Annotated in this window: 10 protein-coding genes; 1 reads left to right on the top strand and 9 read right to left on the bottom strand. The window is 43.0% G+C overall.

The window, feature by feature from the left end:
- Positions 1 to 30: 30 nt before the first annotated feature.
- From FQ608_RS24870 to FQ608_RS24845, 6 genes are all read right to left on the bottom strand, one after another.
- Positions 31 to 1,428: an NAD-dependent epimerase/dehydratase family protein gene (locus FQ608_RS24870; RefSeq protein ID WP_158861202.1), complete on the bottom strand. Its 1,398-nt coding sequence runs from the start codon at positions 1,426 to 1,428 to the stop codon at positions 31 to 33.
- Positions 1,429 to 1,452: 24 nt separating this feature from the next.
- On the bottom strand, positions 1,453 to 2,703 hold the full coding sequence (locus FQ608_RS24865) for an NAD(P)/FAD-dependent oxidoreductase (protein WP_158861201.1): 1,251 nt from the start codon (positions 2,701 to 2,703) through the stop codon (positions 1,453 to 1,455).
- 9 nt (positions 2,704 to 2,712) lie between these two features.
- Positions 2,713 to 4,104 (bottom strand): DEAD/DEAH box helicase, encoded by a 1,392-nt coding sequence (locus tag FQ608_RS24860; protein WP_199856469.1) that lies wholly within the window; start codon positions 4,102 to 4,104, stop codon positions 2,713 to 2,715.
- A gap of 1,425 nt (positions 4,105 to 5,529) precedes the next feature.
- On the bottom strand, positions 5,530 to 6,378 hold the full coding sequence (locus FQ608_RS24855; RefSeq protein WP_158861199.1) for an endonuclease/exonuclease/phosphatase family protein: 849 nt from the start codon (positions 6,376 to 6,378) through the stop codon (positions 5,530 to 5,532).
- 72 nt (positions 6,379 to 6,450) lie between these two features.
- The gene (locus FQ608_RS24850) at positions 6,451 to 8,214 is read right to left on the bottom strand and encodes a RagB/SusD family nutrient uptake outer membrane protein (protein WP_158861198.1); all 1,764 of its coding nucleotides are present in this window, start codon (positions 8,212 to 8,214) and stop codon (positions 6,451 to 6,453) included.
- Between the two features lie 11 nt (positions 8,215 to 8,225).
- Entirely contained in the window at positions 8,226 to 11,558 is a 3,333-nt protein-coding gene (locus FQ608_RS24845) for a SusC/RagA family TonB-linked outer membrane protein (protein WP_234364385.1), read from the bottom strand.
- Positions 11,559 to 12,373: 815 nt separating this feature from the next.
- On the opposite strand from FQ608_RS24845, the gene FQ608_RS24840 reads away from it, so the two are divergent.
- Complete coding sequence (locus FQ608_RS24840; RefSeq protein ID WP_158861197.1) at positions 12,374 to 14,758, top strand: response regulator; 2,385 nt, start codon at positions 12,374 to 12,376, stop codon at positions 14,756 to 14,758.
- Positions 14,759 to 14,765: 7 nt separating this feature from the next.
- Here FQ608_RS24840 and FQ608_RS24835 read toward each other — a convergent pair whose 3' ends face one another.
- The 3 genes from FQ608_RS24835 to FQ608_RS24825 form a co-directional block, all read right to left on the bottom strand.
- Positions 14,766 to 15,218 (bottom strand): DUF1569 domain-containing protein, encoded by a 453-nt coding sequence (locus FQ608_RS24835; RefSeq protein ID WP_158861196.1) that lies wholly within the window; start codon positions 15,216 to 15,218, stop codon positions 14,766 to 14,768.
- Between the two features lie 13 nt (positions 15,219 to 15,231).
- Positions 15,232 to 16,680 carry a DUF1501 domain-containing protein gene (locus tag FQ608_RS24830; RefSeq protein ID WP_234364384.1) on the bottom strand — a complete coding sequence of 483 codons (1,449 nt, stop codon included), beginning with the start codon at positions 16,678 to 16,680 and terminating at the stop codon, positions 15,232 to 15,234.
- 92 nt (positions 16,681 to 16,772) lie between these two features.
- Positions 16,773 to 19,784 carry a PSD1 and planctomycete cytochrome C domain-containing protein gene (locus tag FQ608_RS24825; RefSeq protein ID WP_158861195.1) on the bottom strand — a complete coding sequence of 1,004 codons (3,012 nt, stop codon included), beginning with the start codon at positions 19,782 to 19,784 and terminating at the stop codon, positions 16,773 to 16,775.
- Positions 19,785 to 19,833: the final 49 nt, after the last annotated feature.

The following is a 19,833-nucleotide window of genomic DNA, read 5'->3' as shown; positions in this document are numbered from 1 at the left end:
ATGTTAAAAGAACAATAATCACGATATTACTTACTTCCGTGATGTTTTGGTGGAAAAACTCGTCTCCAAATACTTCCCGAATCGGTTCATAACCCATAGGTGTATTCTTGCCTGGGTATTGAGGTAGACAAACCAGGGGATGCGGGGTACAAATTCATGGATAGCGGAAAGAATATATTTACCGTTCATTACTTCCCTAAATTCCAGCCAGCCATAATCAACCCTGCCAACCAGCCAACCGCCAGTGATGTAGAAAAGCTGCCGCTTACGATCACTTCGATCTTTTACCAGTGTAAGCTGTAGCATAGGCTTGGACGTTTGGAAAATGAAGAAGGTAATGGTGCCCTTTGGTTCCTCCTTTGCGGTAATCAGGAATCGAAAAAAAGTCGGCAACCAAATCTTATACCGGTTAGCTACCCAATAGGCGTTTTTTTGCCTTGTATTGGGTAGTCGCTGAATACTTCTGACATTGTTGCTTTTTCCCGACGCCCTTACAAATTTGGGTAATGGGGGTTGATAGGTTTCCTCAAGCGCATACCGTACAGAATCTTCGTAATTCATGTAATCGATTTTCTTTTCACGAAACTCCAATTCCGGAGAAACTGTCATAGTATGTCTCAGACTTTCTACCAGAGGCGAGACCAACTGTGCCGGGCTTTCTCCGAAAAAACCAACCCAAAGTTTCGAGAATCCGGGTGAGAAAAATGGAACGGAAAAAATCACCCGCTTTTTTTTCAATACCTTGGCTGTCTGAATCAACATTTCCTTATATGACATCACCTCCGGACTTCCTATTTCTATGGCTTTACCATATACGTTTTGGTTTCCTATACAGGTATTTAGAATATCCAATGTGTCTTTTAGGGAAATGGGCTGTGTCTTCGACTCAGTCCACTTTGGACACATCAAAATCGGTAATTTCTTCACCAGATTTTTGATCATATCAAAAGAAGAACCTCCCGGCCCAACGATCACGCTAGCCCTGAGGGCCGTAAGTGCCGGAGTACCTCCCGAAAGAGTTTCCTCCACTTCTAACCTGCTTCTGAGATGAGTAGACCACTGTTCCGGTGTTCCCTCCTTAGGTAATATTCCACCGAGATAAATAATCTGTTCCAGCCCGTTTGCCGAGGCGGCCCGGACAAAATTATCTGCCAAGATCAGGTCGGTATCTTCAAAACTACCCTGATTTAGCCGGGTGGACGCACTCATGGAATGAACCAGATAGATTGCAATATCAACTCCTTCGAGTGCCTTTTGCGTGGAAGTGATAGAATAAAGTTCTACTTGGCGCCATGATACCTCCGGGGAAGGATTAGAGGCGATTTGGTTACGGCTGAGCCCAATGATATTATAGGAGTCCTTAAACGTGTCAATAAACCATTTGCCGATATATCCGGTTGCTCCAGCTATAGCTACTGTTTTTTTCATCAGGTGTTCCGTTAGGAAAATGCTCTATTTCACAAAAAGATCTCCGGCGATCACCGCTTCTGCTGCACTTCTACCTGATTGCATAGCCGCATTTAAAGATCCATTTAGCAGGTGGTCTCCAGCTAGAAATAGGTGGTCGTGCCACTCATGGTGGTGGGATGGTTTTGCATATTTGAGATCACTAGTTATCGGAAGCGCGTCGTCAATTTTGAAACCCATTATGAATTCAAAATGTTCTGCCTTGATCCCAGAAATAACTTCCAATTCCAGGGGGATAAGTTTTTCAAGATTTTCGATACCCGATGTGTCCTTAATTATCGAGACAGATAGTAAAGCCCTGCCATTCGAAGAATATTCCTTGCTTACATCTGTCATGAAAACAAAATTATTGATCAAAAACGACTCATTGGGTACTAAGCTGATCATTGGACGCGCTATAAATGAACGCTGCAAAGAAAAATAAAGGTTCGTCACCCCATGGTAGGTAATAGCATCATCGGTAACCCCGTCAACAATTCCCACTGGGGGTATGGTAAGAATAATATCATCCGCGGTAATAACATCGCCTGACTCCAAGTGTATCTCGGTATGGGTAATCCTAGATACAGAGGTGTTAAATCTAAACTGGGTGTTATGAAGTTTTGCGGCTAATTGCTTGGGTATTTCCATCATTCCTTTGGCTGGAATTGCCGCATAGCCGATAGAAAACATCTTAAACACAAATTCAAACATCCTGGAGGAGGTTTGTAATTCTTCTTCCAAAAAGATTCCCGCAAAGAATGGCCTGAAAAATAAACGGATCATTTTCTCCGAAAAACCCCTCTTTTTCAAATACTCCAAAGTGGTCATTTCCGGAGCGGAGAAAATCTCTTCTTCATGCTTTTCCTTCAGCTCCTTGGTTAACCGATAAATTTTTATTTTGTCAAAAAGATTACCAACCTTAGAAAAGGCCATGTTCAGAAATTGAGTTGGCCTCCGAAGTGGATCATGAACGGAGATTATTTCTCCAGAATCAAAAATCATAGCTCCAGGATGAAAGCGTTTCAGGTCTAACGCCTCAAAATCCAAGTACCTCTGTGCCTCTGGATAAGATGTAAGTAAAACCTGGAACCCGTGATCAAGCAAGTATCCATCCACTTGATCCGTTTTTATCCTACCTCCTACTCGATCCTTGCTTTCTAAAATTACGGGGAAATAGCCGGCTTTTTCCAACTCTATGGCGGCCACCAGCCCTGAAATGCCTGCGCCTATGATATAAATCTTTCGGTCTTTCATTTCCTCTGTTTATTCGGTTATATTTTTGCGGTTTCTAAACTTAGATGATTTGTCATTCACTGATTCACTAGGGTCAACTGCCTGAGTCTGTTTCGGATCTTCCACGGAAGAAATTTGGCTTTTTCGAGGTGGGAATTTCCTACTTTTAGGTTTTGCATCACTTTTAGATTCTTCGGTAGGGGTAATATTATCCGAATTATGCGAAGTTTGATTTTCCCTACTTGGCCTCCTTTTTTTGTCATGTTGGTTTCTTGGCCCCTTTTGCCCTTTACCTTTTCCCTTAAATGGGGACCTTTCGCCCCGACTTGACTCACCAGATATAGAAGGACCATCCCCCAAACCTTCGGGAAGCGGTAATTTTTCAATATCCAATCCGATCAGCCGTTCTATGTTCGAATACTTGAACTTGTCCTTATCATTGACTAATGTGATGGCTGTACCCTGCTTTTGAGCTCTGGCAGTACGACCTACCCGGTGAACATAATCCTCCGGATCATTGGGCGTATCGTAATTTACTACCAACTCAATATCTTCAACATCTATGCCACGCGAAAGTATATCAGTGGCTACCAGTATTTTTATCTTTTTACTCTTAAAGGCCGACATAATCTTCTCCCGCTCCGTTTGGTCCAAATCAGCGTGGAATGCCTCTACATCAAATTTTCCCCTGAGAGTTTTATAAAGTGACTTCACCTTGTCTTTGGTGGAGCAGAAAATTATTACTGCTTCATAGTCTCTCTGCCCTAAAATATGCAACATCAAGTTTTCCTTCTGTTGATCATAGGCCATATAGACATATTGCGAAACTCCCTTGGCGGTTTTTCCTAAGGCAATGGATATTTCCTCAGGGTCTTTTAGAATTTGTTGGGAAAATTTCCTGATTTTTGCAGGCATGGTTGCTGAAAAAAGCAGAGTTTGACGTTTCGTAGGCAAGTAGTTGATAATAGTCAGAATGTCCTCCGAAAAACCCATATCCATCATCCGGTCTGCTTCATCCAAAATAAGATACTTCAGCGTATCGAGCTTGATCTTGCCTCCCTGGAGCAAAGCTATCAGCCTGCCAGGGGTGGCAACCACAATCTCCGCCCCCATTTCCAATGCCTTTTTCTGCTGCTCCCAAGTATTGCCGTCTCCTCCTCCATAAATCGGGATGGAACTGATGCCTAGAAAATAAGCCAACCCTTGTATCTGCTGGTCAATTTGAATGGCCAATTCTCGGGTTGGTGCCAATATCAGCACATTTACTCCGGGGCTATTTCCTGTGACTATATGGTGCAGAATGGGAAGAATAAACGCGGCTGTTTTACCTGTGCCTGTCTGGGCAGTTGCAATCAGGTCTTTACCGGCCAAAATAACAGGTATGGCCTGTTCCTGTATCGGAGTGGGGTTTTCAAATCCCATGGCGTCCAGCCCCTCTTGAAGCGGGCCAACTAAATTAAAATCACTAAAACTCAATGTATTTGTATTTAAAGGTAAATATATGCCCAGGCAATCAGAACCAATTGAAAAGGCAGTCTCAGAAATAACAACCATTTTGGAATCCGGTTGTTTTTTTGCTGATACATGTACAGGTTGGCTGGGAAAACTGCAAACAATAATATAATAATCCCGAAGGCCGAAGCACTCCGTGTATGGTCCCATAACAAACCTAGACCTAAAATAATCTCAAAAAAACCAACTATTCGGTTAATTATTTTAGGAAATGGAATATATGGGGGAATAATCCGAAGGTAAATTTTGGGTTTTATAAAATGCATTATCCCTGCACCAATATAAAGGACTGACATAAGAAGCAGGAAAGCCTTATCCATAAAATTCCCAGGCCGATTCTAATTTTGGTTTATTAAAATTAAGGTTTAGAGGCGGAATAACAAAATTTAAATTAAAACTTTTGGAAAGTTCATCGGTCTTTGAAGATTTTTATTCCAATGTTCACCCCTTAACATCGTACTTTTGAGATATTCGAGAATTTAAAAGCTCGGATTAAGAATGTTCGGATTATTGCAAAAAGAAGGCTATTACATGGCTGATTTTGAGTTCAGAATGTTGGGATTTTCATACCTGCTGGATAACGAAAAAAATCCATAAATTCTTTATCCAAATATTATGCTAAATTAAAGAAAAGGGATGGATTAATAAAAAATCCAGAAGGAATGAAAGACTTTAATTCTGCAAACACTGCCATACCTGAGCGAGAGTCTTTGGTAAAAATACTTGTATTTTTTAGTAATATTTCAATTAATTCTGGACTCTGGCACTTTTTTGTACCAAGCATTTGGAATAGGCATTCGTATTTTGGCAATCCCTATTCTTGTATGGGGCTGCTTTTCAATTTCATTAGGGTTGGCATTGAAATAAAATCAGCCAAAATAAGGCAATGACACTATTAATCGAAAAATTGTAATAGGTATTCCGTCAGGTTTTCATGAAAACACCCCACCAGAACATCGTAACCGGAGAGTTAATGGACTCATTCACTACGCTCCTATTTCTACTTTATCCCATATCCGCAAACCTCTTCGGAATCTTAGAATACAGGCAGGTATCTATAAATATCCAGAAGCAATAAATATCAACCTTATATTTCGGCCGTAGGCCATATTTCTACTGTATTTCTATTGTGTTTCATTCAAAATATCTACAAATATTCAACCTGCCGGCAGGCTGGTATCCATTAATATCAATTAAACACCCCAATTTTATCAATGCAATCATGAAAAGTAAAAACTAACGAACAAATTTCTTTCCTTTAACAACTTCGGTCCGTTAAACAATAAAAAAAGAAGCCATCTTATAGAAAGAAGATGGCCCCAGATCAAATCATCCCTATTTCACAAAATTTATCTCCGCAACAACCGGCATATGGTCAGAAGGATATCGCTGGTCCTTGGCATCGGTAAGTACTGCGTATTTTAACACTTCAAAATGGTCACTTACAAAAACGTAATCAATACGATTTTTTAGCGGTGCGGTAAAACGGAACCCCGTTGAGGTACCGACAGGCCCGTATGGGGGAAGTTTGGTTGCGAAGTAGCTATCATTTAGGAGCTCCGACATAGCTTTAATTTGCTCGGTTTCCGGTAGCGAATTGAAATCTCCTGTGCATATTACAGGGGCATCCTTTGCAATTTCAGTGATTTTTTTCACCATCAATTTTCCGGACTCCTGCCGGGCAACGACACCTTGGTGGTCAAAATGGGCATTGAAAACAAAGAATTCAATATTGGATATCTTGTCTTTGAATTTCCCCCAAGAAGCGATTCGGTTACAGCAGGTGGCATCCCAACCCAATCCCGGTTTGTCAGGCGTTTCACTTAACCAGAAATTACCGGAATCAATCAGTTCAAACCTATTGGTATTATAGACAATAGCTGAATGTTCGCCGGCGTCTTTGCCGTCATCCCTGCCCGCACCAATGTATGCGAATCCAGGAATTTCGATTAGAGCCTTAACTTGGTGGATAAATCCCTCTTGAGTGCCGATAATATCAAAATCATGGTATTGAATCAAGGCTTTGACGTTTTCCTTCCGGTTTGGCCAGGCATTTAGGCTGTCACTGGCGGTATCCATGCGGAGGTTATAGCTGGCGACTTTGAAGGCTTGCTGAGGGCCTTGTTGTGCAAATGAAGCGGAGAAGAAAAAACAGGTGAGAATAAAGAGATATAATGCTTTCATGGTTATTTGTTTAACATAAAGCAGCAGTTTCCCGGAGGAATACTGCTGCGTTGACTTATTTTTTAATTTTGTTTACCAGCCCGGATTTTGTCCCAGTGCGGGGTTTCGGTCGCGGTCGGCTTCCGGGATAGGGTAAAGATACTTTTTATCTGACCATTCTCTAGGTCCGGGATTCCAAATTATTTCACCGGAGGCTCCATTGGATAATTGGATTCTACCAGCTGCGGTAGAAGGACTGACGTCTACAAATGCTATGGAAGGATTTGACGGCGTAGGTCGGGTACCCTGATAGAATAAAACATCCATAACCCCGTCTTGATTCAAGTCGTACTCACCGAGTGCGGGAACGTACATACCGTTCATGGGTGCCTCCGCAAAAAGCTCTCCTATATGTAATCTTCTCAAATCATCGGGACGAAGACCTTCAAATACCAATTCTACCGCCCTCTCACGCATAATTTCCAAAAAGACAGGATTGGTGAATTTCCCGTTGAAGTAATTTACCATATAGGGATCCGCAACCGTTGGTAGAGTGGTAAGGGTGGGGCCTGTAATTCCAGCTCTCTCCCGCAACGCACCGATAGTTTCTGTCCAATCACCGGCTGTCATTCTTCCCAACTCGGCCAATGCTTCTGCTTTGTTTAACAAGACTTCTGCATACCTCATAATGATATGCGCATTATCGTTTCTACTTTCATCATCGTAGGGAAACCGCTCGTCATAAGACCATTTGATCGGTTGATAGCCGGTTACTGTCTGATTGAAGTTCGGCGGAGCAATAACGGGAACAGAATTTTCTGTCCGGCGGTAGTCACCAAGGCGAATGGTTTGTTTTAGTCGTAGATCCCTGTCAATTACCTCCTCAACAAACGGAGTCGTCCGGTAATTCGGCTCGTTGGTAAAGGGCGTACCGTCCAACTTGAGATACATATTGATAAAGTTCCGGGTAAGGCTTGGCCTATTTCCATAAGTTGGACTGATAAATCGGCGGTTTGCCGAACTGAAGACTTGTAGACTTGCATCTAAGGCAACTGCCAGGATAGTCTCATCCGCAAATGGTGTTTTGGTGATAAAAAGCTCCCGGTAGGATCTCTCTTCCGATGCCGCCTGATGCAAAGAGAAGCCGTTGATGGCATTCGTAGCGGTTACTACTTCCTCATACCAAGTATTTGCTGTGCCCTGCATGTTGTGGTCTGTATGGTATTTTCGGTAGGATGCCTCGAAAAGTGCGATTCTGCTTTTATAAGCCCGAGCCACGTTTTTGGTAATCCGGGTAGAAGATGGATCCGAGGTAAGGGAGATGTTTTCAATAGCGAAATTTAGATCAGCCAATACCTTATCCATTACCTCAAAACGGTCCGTCCTTGGGCCGTGCAAGGTGAGGCTGTCGGTTATCTCAATCGTTCTATCTATCCATGGAACGTCACCAAAACGTCTTACCTTGTCGAAATAAAACAAAGCTCTGAAAAACCGGGCTGTCCCTATATAGTTGTTTCGATCAGGGATCACACTGTTTTCGGCATTTTCAATAAAATAGTTGATGTTTCGAAGGGCGTTCCAGCTCCAACCGGAACTTGTGATTGGGCTGAGTGCATTGGGGGATAAATAATTATCCACCCCATTGCGTGCGACGAGATCGGAAACATCGTCCCCTTGAAATACCCCTACATCCGTGCCCGGCAAAATATCATAAAATGAATTGGCATAAAGCTCAAGCCCACTTGCAGAGCCAAATATTGCCTGCTTTGTTCCCGTGTCCACAGGGACCTCATCTAAGTTGCAGGACGCAAAGCTTAAGGCGATTGAGGCAGTTAGAATATATTGAAATGTTTTCATAGAAATTACAATTAGAAATTAACGGTTAAACCAGCGGAAAGAGCTTTTAACATGGGATAGTTATAGCCATCCCCGCTTGATCCGCCGCCCAAATCCCGGTCAGACCCGTAGATATTGGTCACGTCGGTATCTTTCGTAAGTCTGTACATGGGAGACCAGGTCCAAAGGTTTTCGGCAGAAAGGTAGACCGTAACATTAGTTGCTTTGATTTTTGACACAATTTGTTCTGGAAGGGTGTAGCCGACTTGAATATTTCTCAGACGGATATAGGCAGCATTTTGAAGGAAACGGTCATTAGGAACACTTAGAGCTCTGTCATTGCCCAATGAAACATATCCTACAAGCCTTGGCAGATATGCGTCCAAATTGCCCAGCTCTTCCCTGTACATATTGTTTTCATGCCAGCTCGGATATTGGTTATACGGACGGTTATATTGTCCCCAGAACCTAGCTTCTGGAGACGGGTAGTAGTCCTGCTTCAGGACTCCCTGGAAAAACGCAGATATGAAAAAGCCGTTCCAATCCGCACCAAAATTCGCGCCATACGAATATCGGGGTTCCCTATTTCCTATAATGGTTTTGTCACCCGAATCCCCTACACGATTTAATCCATGAAAGATCATATCATCGCCATCCAAGTTTTTAAACTTAAGATCTCCAACGTAATTTTTTCTGGTATTGGTGTTGCGAATATTGGCCTGAGATGGTGAATTGGCAATTTCCTCATCTGACTGGAACAGTCCTTCCACTTGATACCCCCAAATCTCACCTACACGCTGGCCTTCGTAATAATCTGTCAGTCGTTTTTCCTCGTTGTTATATTTGGTTATGATGGCCCGATAATCAGACATAACTAACCGAATATTATAATTAAAAGGTCTATCAGCCACGGTAAATCCGTCTTTCCATGCGACAGAGAGTTCCCAACCCGTAGTCTCTAAGTCCGCATAGTTGCCTCTGGGAACGGTAGTACCGTAGACAGCAGGAAGTGTGGGGCCGGTGGTAAACATATCCGAAGTCCATCGTCGGTACAGATCACCCACAAATTGGAGTTTGTTTTCCAAGCTGGAAAAATCCAACCCGATATTGCCCGTAGTTGACGTTTCCCAAGTAAGTCCGGCTGGAACCACGCCGGGTTGCCCTGTCCGCTGGGGACGGACTCCGTTAATGACACGTCCCATTTGAGAAATTTGGAAATTTTCCGTGAATGAATAGGGACTGATATTACCATTCCCCAGTGAACCGAAAGATGCTCGTGCCTTCAGGTTTGTAATGAGTTTTGGATTGACTTTCCAAAATGGTTCTTCAGATAAGGCCCAGCCTACTGATGCCGAAGGAAAGAATGCCCACTGCTGTTCGGTGGGGAATTTTGAGGAACCATCGTAGCGTCCGTTTACCTCTAACAAGTAACGTCCTTGATAGTCATAATTCATCCGGAAAAATCCGCCCGCGATAGACCATTTCTGAAGTCCACCTATGGTGGTTATGCTCTGACCCAATGCCAAGTTAATGTCATCCGCATCAGCATACACAATTCCATTACGTCTTGCTGTCAGGTTTTGATACACTGAATTTTCATAGTTGAATCCAGCCAATAAGCCAAAATTGTGGGACTCATTAAAAGATTTCAGGTAGTTGGCGTACAGGTTTGTAGCCATATATTCTGTGGTCCTTCTGCGTTCCTGTATATCGTTGGTATTGGTACCTGTATATCCCGTTACCCCTTCAAACCGACTGTAGGGAACCTGCACACGGTTTTGCTGGGAAGAGATATCGGTGGTTTGAAAGGTGAAATCTCCGTTAACCGTAAGACTCTTGTCGAAAAACTCCGCCCGGGCAGAAATCCTGTTTTTCAGGAAGCGCTGCACATCATCGATGGCATTTCTTCCAATATAGTAGTCCCCTACCGTATAGGCGGCCGGAAAAGAAAGGGAGCCATCGGGATTTAACAAGGGTGCCAAGGGGTGACCTTCATCGGCGATATTTCGCCAAATGCCGCTACCCTCTCCTACGTTCAGGGGCTGGTGGTAGGTCATTCGGGAATATTCGGTGTTGTTTTCCATGCGCAACCAAGGATTCAATTGTATGGATCCTTTGGCCCGAAGATTATACATGGCATAGGTATCCGAATTATAGCGGAACAGTCCATCCTGCCCATTATAACGGCCACTTATAAAGTAAGAGGTCTTCTCGTTACCGCCTGTCATGCTCAGGTTATGGTCTTGTGCCGTAAAATTATCCTTGTATAATTCTCTGTACCAATCGGTGCTGTAGTAATAATCATATTCTCCGGTAGAAGGATTTACTTCTACCCGAGGCAATGAAGGATCTTCCCACCTTCTTTTAATTTCCTCCAAGTAACCAGGAGAGAAAGGCAAGGTTTTGTTTACCGCCGTCGGCGTATTTCCATTGTCGTTCCATCTGGACCATGCATCGCTGAATCCCTTTGCCCAAGGGTAGGATTCTGTGATGTTATCGGGAATTGTGGTAGGAGACTTTACGGAGAAATTCGTCGTGTAGGTGACTGAAGTCTTTCCTTCGGTGGCGGATTTAGTGGTAATCAATACTACGCCAAATGCTGCTCTCGCTCCGTAAATCGAAGCAGAGGAAGCATCCTTTAACACCGATATACTTTCAATATCATTGGGATTTAGCATCCGTGGATCTGCCTCAACACCGTCAATAAGAACTAACGCACTGCCCTGCTGGCCTATTGACGTAGTACCACGAATATTAAAGCTCGGAGATTGGGTAGGCTTGCCGTCGAACATCTGTATATTCAAGTTGGGCACTACTCCCACCAAGCCCTGGGCAATATTGGGAATAGGACGGTTTTGGAATACCTCGGAAGTGACTTGATCCACTGCTCCGGTTAAGTTTGCTTTACGCTGTACGCCATAACCTACTACTACCACTTCATCTAGGGATGATGTGCTTTCCAATAGTGTAACATCAATCACGCTCATGGTTCCAATAGCGATGCTTTGAGCTTCAAAACCGATAAAGGAGAATATTAAGGTAGACCCTTCGGGAACTGTCAAGGCATATTTTCCATCAAGATCGGTGGCGGTTCCTATGGATGTTCCAGGAATGGAGACAGTTACACCGGGCAATGGAATGCCAGATACGTCGGTTACGGTTCCCGTAATCGTCACGTCTGCGGTGCTACTAGTTGAAAATGCTTCAGCAGTTACATTTCTGCTTGGTACGGAGAAGGTATTTTCTACGTCAATGGATTTTCCAACCAACGGTACAAGAAGCGTTGAGTTCAGTAATAAGCAAAGAAGGGTAAGTTTGAATAAATGGGGCATGTACATAACATGCCAGGGTATTTGTGTTTTCATTTGGTGGTTGACTTGATTAATTAATTGGGTAATGGATAAAAAGTGAGCATGTCTTTGACAGGCTTTCTGAGAAGTTTCTTTAAGCCGACTGATTTTACATAGGATTTTAATTTTAGTGTTTTTATAGCTGTTTTCTAAAGCTTGGAGTGATTGATCTTCTACTTTAGGCTGCGAAATTGACCCTTTAAGTCTTGAAACGAGCCAAAAACCGTGTCATCAAAATATTAAGTTTACGGTGTTTAATTAATGATTTATTTTATTTCATCTAGGCTTATTCACAAAAAAATGTTTAAGAATAATCAAAAAGCATTTAGCGACAACGGTTTGAAAATCTGGGGTTGGAAGGAGTAGTTGGTAATTTTAATGGATAAAAAGGGTTTTGGGGTTATGGGCGGTAAGGGTTCGTTTTATGGGGAATATTGGTATATGGTCTGTAGGGTTGGGTTGGTGTTATGGAAATATTTCCTGGGGGGCGATTCTGATCTCTTTCTGGCTTATTAAGAAGTCTAACATTCTAATGTGGTGTCAAGTTTTCCAAAATATTCAATACTTTCCTTTCACTTATATTTGATGTTCGTTTAACCTTTCAGGGCACACGAATTAATAGAACCATCTATTTTCTCCATTAACCATTGTTCCGTGCTAGGATAAAAAATTATCTCGCCGGAATCTATGTCCCAAAAACTAATAGCGATTGGCTTAATGATAGGGATTAATTGAAATTATATGGAGTACTTTTTGTAGATTATCTCATTACTAATCAGCTATTTCAAAAATAAAAAAAGTAACGACTTTGTATTGAATTAATAAAAAAAGTGCAATATTTACCTATACAAGATGCCTTTACCCTTAATGGTCAGCATATTGTATTTCAAATACTTAAAAAGCAACCGAAGTATAATTTCTATTTTTTTCGAGGCGTAGATATGTGGGAGAGGGTATTAAATTCTTTATTTCTTTATAACCTGAGCAAATCGAAGGATCCGATTTTTAGGACGCGTTTGACGGTACTTTCTTGGGGATACATATCCACTGCAATTTGTTACGTACAATGTGTGGCCTTGGTATGGTTATTTGGCGAACTTCAAGCTAACTCCTATTTGTTTTTGCCCTATTTTCTATTGCATATAGGACTTTACCTATTACTTATCTACAAAGAGTGGTTATTTCCGTTTGCCCACATAAAGATCGTAATGCTGGTTCTTCCCATATTGGCTAACGCTGTAATTATGCACGATAGCGTTTTATGGGTTCTTGATGTTGCTGCCTTCTTCAACATTCTGATATTTAGCATCATTATCCTGCCCCAACGTTGGACTCTATTCTATTTTTTTATAAGTATCATTCCATTGTGTTGGGGGTATTTTACCTACAAAGACCTTGGATACAGCGAGCTTTTTTACGGCTACAATGGTGGTGAATCCGTGTTTATATCGGTTTTAGCCTATTTGTTTATCGTTGCTTCCATTTCGCTAATGCTGATAAAACATGCCTTGATGAAATCTATTTCCACGTTGTATGATCAGGCCAACATGCTAAAAAAACAAAAGGCAAATCTGTTGACGCAATCGCTTGAATTAAAGAAATCCAACCAAGAATTGGAATTTCAAAGGCAGGAGGAACAAAAAGCCAAAGAAAGCGCCGAGAAAGCGACCAAGGCTAAAAGCACATTCCTTGCTACCATGAGCCATGAAATCAGAACACCGATGAACGGTGTGTTGGGTATGGCCGGATTGCTGAAGGAAACCGAATTAAACGAAGAACAAAGAGAGTTTACAGATATTATTTGTACCAGTGGGGAAACGCTATTAAATGTCATAAATGATATCCTTGATTTTTCCCGGCTGGAATCGGGTGATGTGGAAATAGATCCCCATGATTTCAACCTACGCACTTGCCTGGAAGATGTCTTGGATTTGTTTTCCAGAGAGGCTTCCAAAAAAGGAATTGACCTTATCTACCACCTTCCGAAAGAAATCCCTGAGTCTATGTGGGCTGATGGGATGCGGGTAAAGCAGGTTTTGATGAATTTGGTGAATAATGCCATCAAGTTTACTTTTATTGGCGAAGTCTTAATTGACGTCTCTGTAGTTTCAAATAACGCGGAAAACTGGATCCTTAAGTTTTCGGTGAAAGACTCAGGAATTGGCATTCCGAAAGACAAAATTCCCCGCCTATTTAGATCATTTTCGCAAGTGGATGCCTCAACTACCAGAAAATATGGTGGTACTGGTTTGGGATTGGTTATCTGTCAACTTTTAACTAACCTGATGGGAGGCGACATAGGCGTTGAAAGCAGGGAGGGAAAAGGCAGCACCTTTTATTTCACCCTTCCCCTGAGGGCGTCTGATAAAGGATTATATACTGATCCAAAACCAGATAATGGCAATCTTATAGGCAGAAAAGTCCTTATTGTAGACGACAATTTCACCAATTTGAGAATCCTTGCTCTCCAATTGGAAAACCTAAGTATGAAACCCTTCTCGGCCTCCTGTGCAGATAATGCCCTGGAAATTCTAGGAAAAGAGAAAGACATTGATCTTATTTTAACCGACATGGATATGCCGCAGAAAAACGGCGTTGATTTGGCTATCGAAATACGCAACCGATTCCAGCATAAATCCATCATCCTATTAAGCTCCATAGGCGATCAATCTAAAACAAAACACCCTGGACTCTTTACCAGAGTCCTCAACAAGCCGGTTAAATACAATCAGCTAATCCAGGCCATTCATTTGGGTTTAAACAGTAAACCTGCTCCCACCCAGCACCCTGTGCAACCAGAGAAAAAGCTAGAGGCTGGCTTTTGCAGTAAATATCCGCTACGTATCTTGGTGGCAGAAGACACACCTATAAATCAGAAACTTATATTCATTATACTTAACCGATTGGGCTATGATCCTGAATTTGTTAATAACGGGATAGAAGCTGTTGAAATGGTTAGGACGAAGAATTTCGATGTTGTATTAATGGATGTTCAGATGCCGGAAATGGATGGATTGCAAGCAACTGTGGAGATACGCAAACTTAACAAGGATACCGATCCGATGATAATTGCCATGACAGCCGGAGCCATGAAAGAAGATAAGCAACTGTGTTTTGATTCCGGAATGGATAACTATATTTCAAAACCCTTGGATATTGAAAGACTGAAGGACATATTAAAGAATGCTTCAAAGAAAGTTAAGGAAGAAGTTTAATTCTTCCCTACACCCCAAACTGTCTTAAATGATGGTCTAAATGCTTCCAGATCACTTTCCCCCATTCGGCAGTATTCAGGGGACCAAAAAACGGATGGGGAGAAATCAGTGGTTTTTGGTGCATGGGAAACTGGCGCAACAAGTCGATGAACGTCTTTCTTTCTTCTTCAAATTTACCCGAATCCACTAAACCTTTCATATCGAATTTTTTTACTCCCTTTACATTTTTTGGAAAGTTCGGCATCAGATTCATCCAGACAAATTTCGCCAGTTTTTGGCGAAAAGTCGCTTTTCTTATTTTTCCCTCCCAATTCAAAATAGCCTGGTTTGTGGCATTGCAATGAAGCAACATTTCTGTGGGGTTCATTTTTCCCCATAAAGGCATTGCATCGGTCGTCAATTGATCCACCCTGGAAATGAGATTCTCCGCTCCCAACTCATCGCTAACCGTCCTTTTCATGACCTTCACCTCTTCAGGTTAATACTGAGTTGACTACATTCCCATGTACATCGGTTAACCGGATATCCCTACCACCAAAATGATAGGTCAAATGCTGATGATCCACACCCAAGAGGTGCAATATAGTAGCATGCAGATCGTGAATACTTACCGGATTTTCAACAACTCGATATCCATAATCATCAGTTTGACCGTATATGGTTCCTCCTTTTATCCCTGCTCCTGCCATCCACATACTGAATGCCGAAGGATTGTGATCCCGCCCATCCGAACCCTGGGCAAAAGGTGTCCTTCCAAATTCCCCTGACCAGACAACCAGTGTTTCTTCCAACAGACCGCGGGATTTCAAATCTTTCAACAGGCCGGCTATAGGCTGATCGACCGCATGGGCATTTCGTTCATGCCCGTCTTTGAGATTACTATGCTGATCCCAACGATCCACGGACCTTCCGACCATCGGACAGGTCAACTCCACAAAGCGGACACCCCGCTCTACCAATCTTCGGGCCATCAGACACTGAGCCCCATAATTTCGGGTGTTTGGATCATCATCATACAGCCCATACAGCTTTTTTGTGGCTTCAGTCTCTGCCTTAAATTCGGTCAGTTCAGGCACAGAAGATTGCATCTTATAGGCCAATTCATAGTTCGATATAGCCGCTTCGACCTCTGACGGGCCGCCAAGATGACCAAGCCTACTCTGATCCATTTTTTGGATAAAATCCAGTTTGTCCCGTTGGGAAGTGTTTTCGGCAGCATAGGGGTTGATATTCGCCACAGGCTCATCCCCCACTTTCATCAAAGAGGCCTGATAATCGGCTGGCAAAAAGCCATTTTTAAAATTGTCCACACCGCCAGGAGGTATAAGGCCACCATTGAGCACAACATAACCGGGCAGGTTACTGTTTTCCGTTCCAAGGCCATAAGTCACCCAAGCACCCATACTGGGTCTTCCCTGAAGCCCACTTCCCGTATGTAAAAAATAATTGGCATTAGTATGCTCCGGAAAATTGGATACCATGGACCGAATCAAAGCCAAATCATCTACACAAGTGGCAATATGGGGGAAAAGCTCACTAACAGGCATGCCACATTCGCCATATTGCTTGAATTTCCACGGACTCATAAGAATTTTCCCGTTGTTGTTAAACTGGGTGGCGTCCACTTTGAATTTGGGATCCAGTCCGTTTTCTTTAGCCAACTGAGGTTTTGGATCAAAGGAATCAACCTGGGAAACTCCTCCGTCCATATAAAGGAAAATCACGTTTTTTGCCTTGGGGATAAAATCGGGAGTTTGAGCCAATCTGTCCAATATTTGTCCCGGCGAGGGCTGCCTAAGTGACGGCTTGCACGAGGTGACCATTCCGCCAAGCATTCCCATAAAGGCCAGCGAGCCAAAACCGCATTTGCAGTATTCCAGCATTTCCCTTCGTCCCATAGGACGGTTCAGTTGGTTTTTCATATGTTTATAATTGTTTTTAAGCGGCCATATGGAATCTCGCCATGATAATCATCCCACTGTGTGATGTTCCCGTCATGCTCGATTTCAAGGCATTACATCAGGTAAATAAATTCTTTTACATTAAACAGGGCATGGCAATACTCTTTCCACAAAGCTTCATTGGCCATGATTTCCTGATTGGATAGCCTAGCTTCTACATTCCACTGACCGATAAAATCCACTGCCGAAGACATTTCCTCTGCAGTGGGATTTCTGGTAAATAACCGTTGGTAAATGCGGTGAATCCTGCTTTCATAATCCACGTCGGGAAATTCCATAAGGTTCCTTGCCATTATTTCCGCTTGATGGGTCACAAAAGGATCATTCATCAACATCAGGGATTGGGCGGGTACATTCGTTACGTCCCGCCTCCCGAAAGCGCTGAAGGGAGTAGGAAAATCAAAGGTTTGAAGCAGGTGGCTAAGAAAATTGCGCCTTACTTCTATATAAACGCTCCTTCTTCTGTCTCCATCCAAGGGTCCGGAATCGCCAGGCCTTCCCCTACCTTGCATAAAACTGGTTAAATGAACTTTTACGGGAGGACCAAACGAAGCCGTATCCAAGTTTCCGGCCGCCTGCAGCATAGCATCCCGAATGGCCTCAGCTTCTAATCTCCGAACTGGGTATCTTGCCAGATAAAGATTCTCCGGGTCTTTTTCCTGAACTGATCGGTCCGCAAAAGTAGCCCGTTGAAAGGTCTCCGTTAGTACTATTGACCGAATCAGCTGCTTTACTGACCATCCATTTTCCTGAAAACTAATTGCAAGAAAGTCCAGTAACTCCGGATGTGTGGGTAATTTTCCCTGCAATCCAAAATTATCTACCGTCTCCACAATTCCTCTTCCAAAGAGATGATGCCAAATCCGGTTAACCATAACCCGGGAGGTAAGTGGATTTTCGGGCGATAATATTGCCTGAACCATTTCCATCCGCCCACTACCAGGGCTCTCAATTACAGGGGTGCTTTTAGTAATTCCAGGCAAAAACGCCCTGGGAACCAAATCTGGAGATAAGTCCAAATGGCTTCCACGGACAAAGACCGGGCTTTCAATTTTGAACCCCTCGGAAATGCCACTGAAATAGACAGAATCTTTGACTTGGTTCGTCAACATTTCCCATTTGTCAACTGCCTCTCTTTGGGTAACTTTTAATTCTACTGATTGATTTTCTGAAAGAAACTTGTTAAGATAGGCTATTTCAACTGGATCGGACTGATGGGATTCCCAATTCCCAATTATTTCCCGCAACTCCAAATTAGTCTCTGATGGGTTTAGTGTAGGTTCTTGCCATTCATTGTCAAAAGAGATGGCATATTCGACCTCCACATAATCCTCCTCCTGCTGCACGTAGCGGTGTTGTTTATATGCACCTGGCAACACCTCAATGTAAGCTTTGTGTCCTTTCCACTGACCTATATCAAATACTAGGTTTTCCCATTCTTCTGTCTGTACCGTCTGACTCATCCCTCCATATATGGGGTATTGGATCAATTGAAAATTATCCATCACTATTCGAATTGTGCCGTTTTTTCCCTTTGCACGAACACCAATGTAATCCTGGTCTACAACAAAATTCGGAGAACGCAACGCCCCAAAAATCCCGGTGCTGTAATACCTACTAGAAGCTTTTCCTTCATCCAGTTTAGACAGGCGTTTTTTATCCGAATGGAAAATCGGCCTCCCCAAAGTTGTTTTAGGTCCAAAAGCTCTACCATCACTTTTCCAGCCTGAAAAATCCTGCCCCCTAAAATCGCCCAACACCCGAATAGTTAAGCTTTCATTCACGTCAGACATCAAAGAAGTGAGCTGTACAGGCATCTTTTGCTCCTGCGTATCCACCTTCAAATTTTTGGCAAATTCCTTTCGAATAAAGGCCTGCAGCCGCTCAGCCTCTTCAATGGTTTGCTCCACCAGTAAAGGGGATGTCGTTGGAACGGGGGAAAAACGGGTGCTTTCCATAATGCCGTAAAGCCCGTAGTAGTCAGCTGTGGGGATGGGGTCAAATTTATGGTCGTGGCATTTGGCACAAGCTACGGTTAGGGCCTGAAACGCCTTAGTCGTAACGTCAATCATGTTGTCAATGCGGTCAGATTCATCTTTACGGGTGTCTACCGGACTGTGGGTCCCTTCTCCCAGCGCATAAAACATTGTTCCCAAAATGGATTCATTTGTCCTATCTATGGGATGGACTCTAGGACGCTCCACCAGATCCCCAGCCAATTGTTCCTGCACTAGCTGATTATAAGGAATATCTTCGTTAAACGCCCTAATCAGGTAATCCCGATAACGCCAAGCCCCCTGAATAACATAGTCAAATTCGTGTCCTTTGGTTTCAGCATAACGGACCACATCCATCCAATGCCTCGCCCAGCGTTCCCCGAAAGCTTTGGATTCCAAATATTCATCGACTTGGCGTTCATAGGCTTCTATCCCATCATCTTCCAAGAAAGCTTTCAGTTCTTCCTGAGTCGGTGGCAACCCGGTAAGGACGTAGGATAAGCGGCGAAGAAGCGTTTCTTTGCTAGCTTTTTGCGAAGCGATTAACCCATTTTCATCCATTTTTCTCGAAATAAGCGCATCAATTGCCTCAGATGGAGATTCAAATAATGGGTTATCGTCTTGATTTTTTTTGGGGGGAACAAAGGCCCAATGCGGCTCATATACGGCTCCATCCGCTATCCATTGTCTCAGTAATGCTATTTCTCTTGCCGTGAGCTCTTGGTTCATCTCTGCTGGCGGCATACGCATTTCTGCATCCGAATGTCCAATTCTTTTCAGCAATTCACTCCTGCCCGGCTTACCCGGTACAATAGCCGTATTTCCACTTTCCAATTTTGCGGTAGCGCCTTCAAAAATATCCAACCTTAAATCCGCTTCCCTGCTGCTGGGGTCCGGGCCATGGCAGAGATAGCACTTTTGAACCAAAATTGGTTTGATATGAAAATTGAAATCAACGTTTTCGGGGATATCAGTAAGCTGCTTATGGTCTTGTTTCCGGTTACATGCCACTAAAATGGCAAAAACCAATAGCCCGGTTACCCAATAGACACCGAAATGTTGGAACATTTGATTTAGGAAAGCGTAAAAACGAGGCATAGAAATAGTCTGATAGGCC

It is taken from the genome of Lunatibacter salilacus (assembly GCF_009797935.1).
GTDB lineage: Bacteria > Bacteroidota > Bacteroidia > Cytophagales > Cyclobacteriaceae > Lunatibacter > Lunatibacter salilacus.
The sequence above is the reverse complement of the archived record's forward strand: the minus strand, read 5'-3'. Positions and strand labels throughout refer to the sequence as shown.

What these genes read in the sequence shown, in the direction of transcription:
- FQ608_RS24845 (WP_234364385.1), bottom strand. Translation starts at nt 11,558, where the DNA reads ATGAAAACACAAATACCCTGGCATGTTATGTACATGCCCCATTTATTC.
- FQ608_RS24855 (WP_158861199.1), bottom strand. Translation starts at nt 6,378, where the DNA reads ATGAAAGCATTATATCTCTTTATTCTCACCTGTTTTTTCTTCTCCGCT.
- FQ608_RS24830 (WP_234364384.1), bottom strand. Translation starts at nt 16,680, where the DNA reads ATGAAAAACCAACTGAACCGTCCTATGGGACGAAGGGAAATGCTGGAA.
- FQ608_RS24865 (WP_158861201.1), bottom strand. Translation starts at nt 2,703, where the DNA reads ATGAAAGACCGAAAGATTTATATCATAGGCGCAGGCATTTCAGGGCTG.
- FQ608_RS24835 (WP_158861196.1), bottom strand. Translation starts at nt 15,218, where the DNA reads ATGAAAAGGACGGTTAGCGATGAGTTGGGAGCGGAGAATCTCATTTCC.
- FQ608_RS24870 (WP_158861202.1), bottom strand. Translation starts at nt 1,428, where the DNA reads ATGAAAAAAACAGTAGCTATAGCTGGAGCAACCGGATATATCGGCAAA.
- FQ608_RS24850 (WP_158861198.1), bottom strand. Translation starts at nt 8,214, where the DNA reads ATGAAAACATTTCAATATATTCTAACTGCCTCAATCGCCTTAAGCTTT.
- FQ608_RS24825 (WP_158861195.1), bottom strand. Translation starts at nt 19,784, where the DNA reads ATGTTCCAACATTTCGGTGTCTATTGGGTAACCGGGCTATTGGTTTTT.
- FQ608_RS24860 (WP_199856469.1), bottom strand. Translation starts at nt 4,104, where the DNA reads ATGGGATTTGAAAACCCCACTCCGATACAGGAACAGGCCATACCTGTT.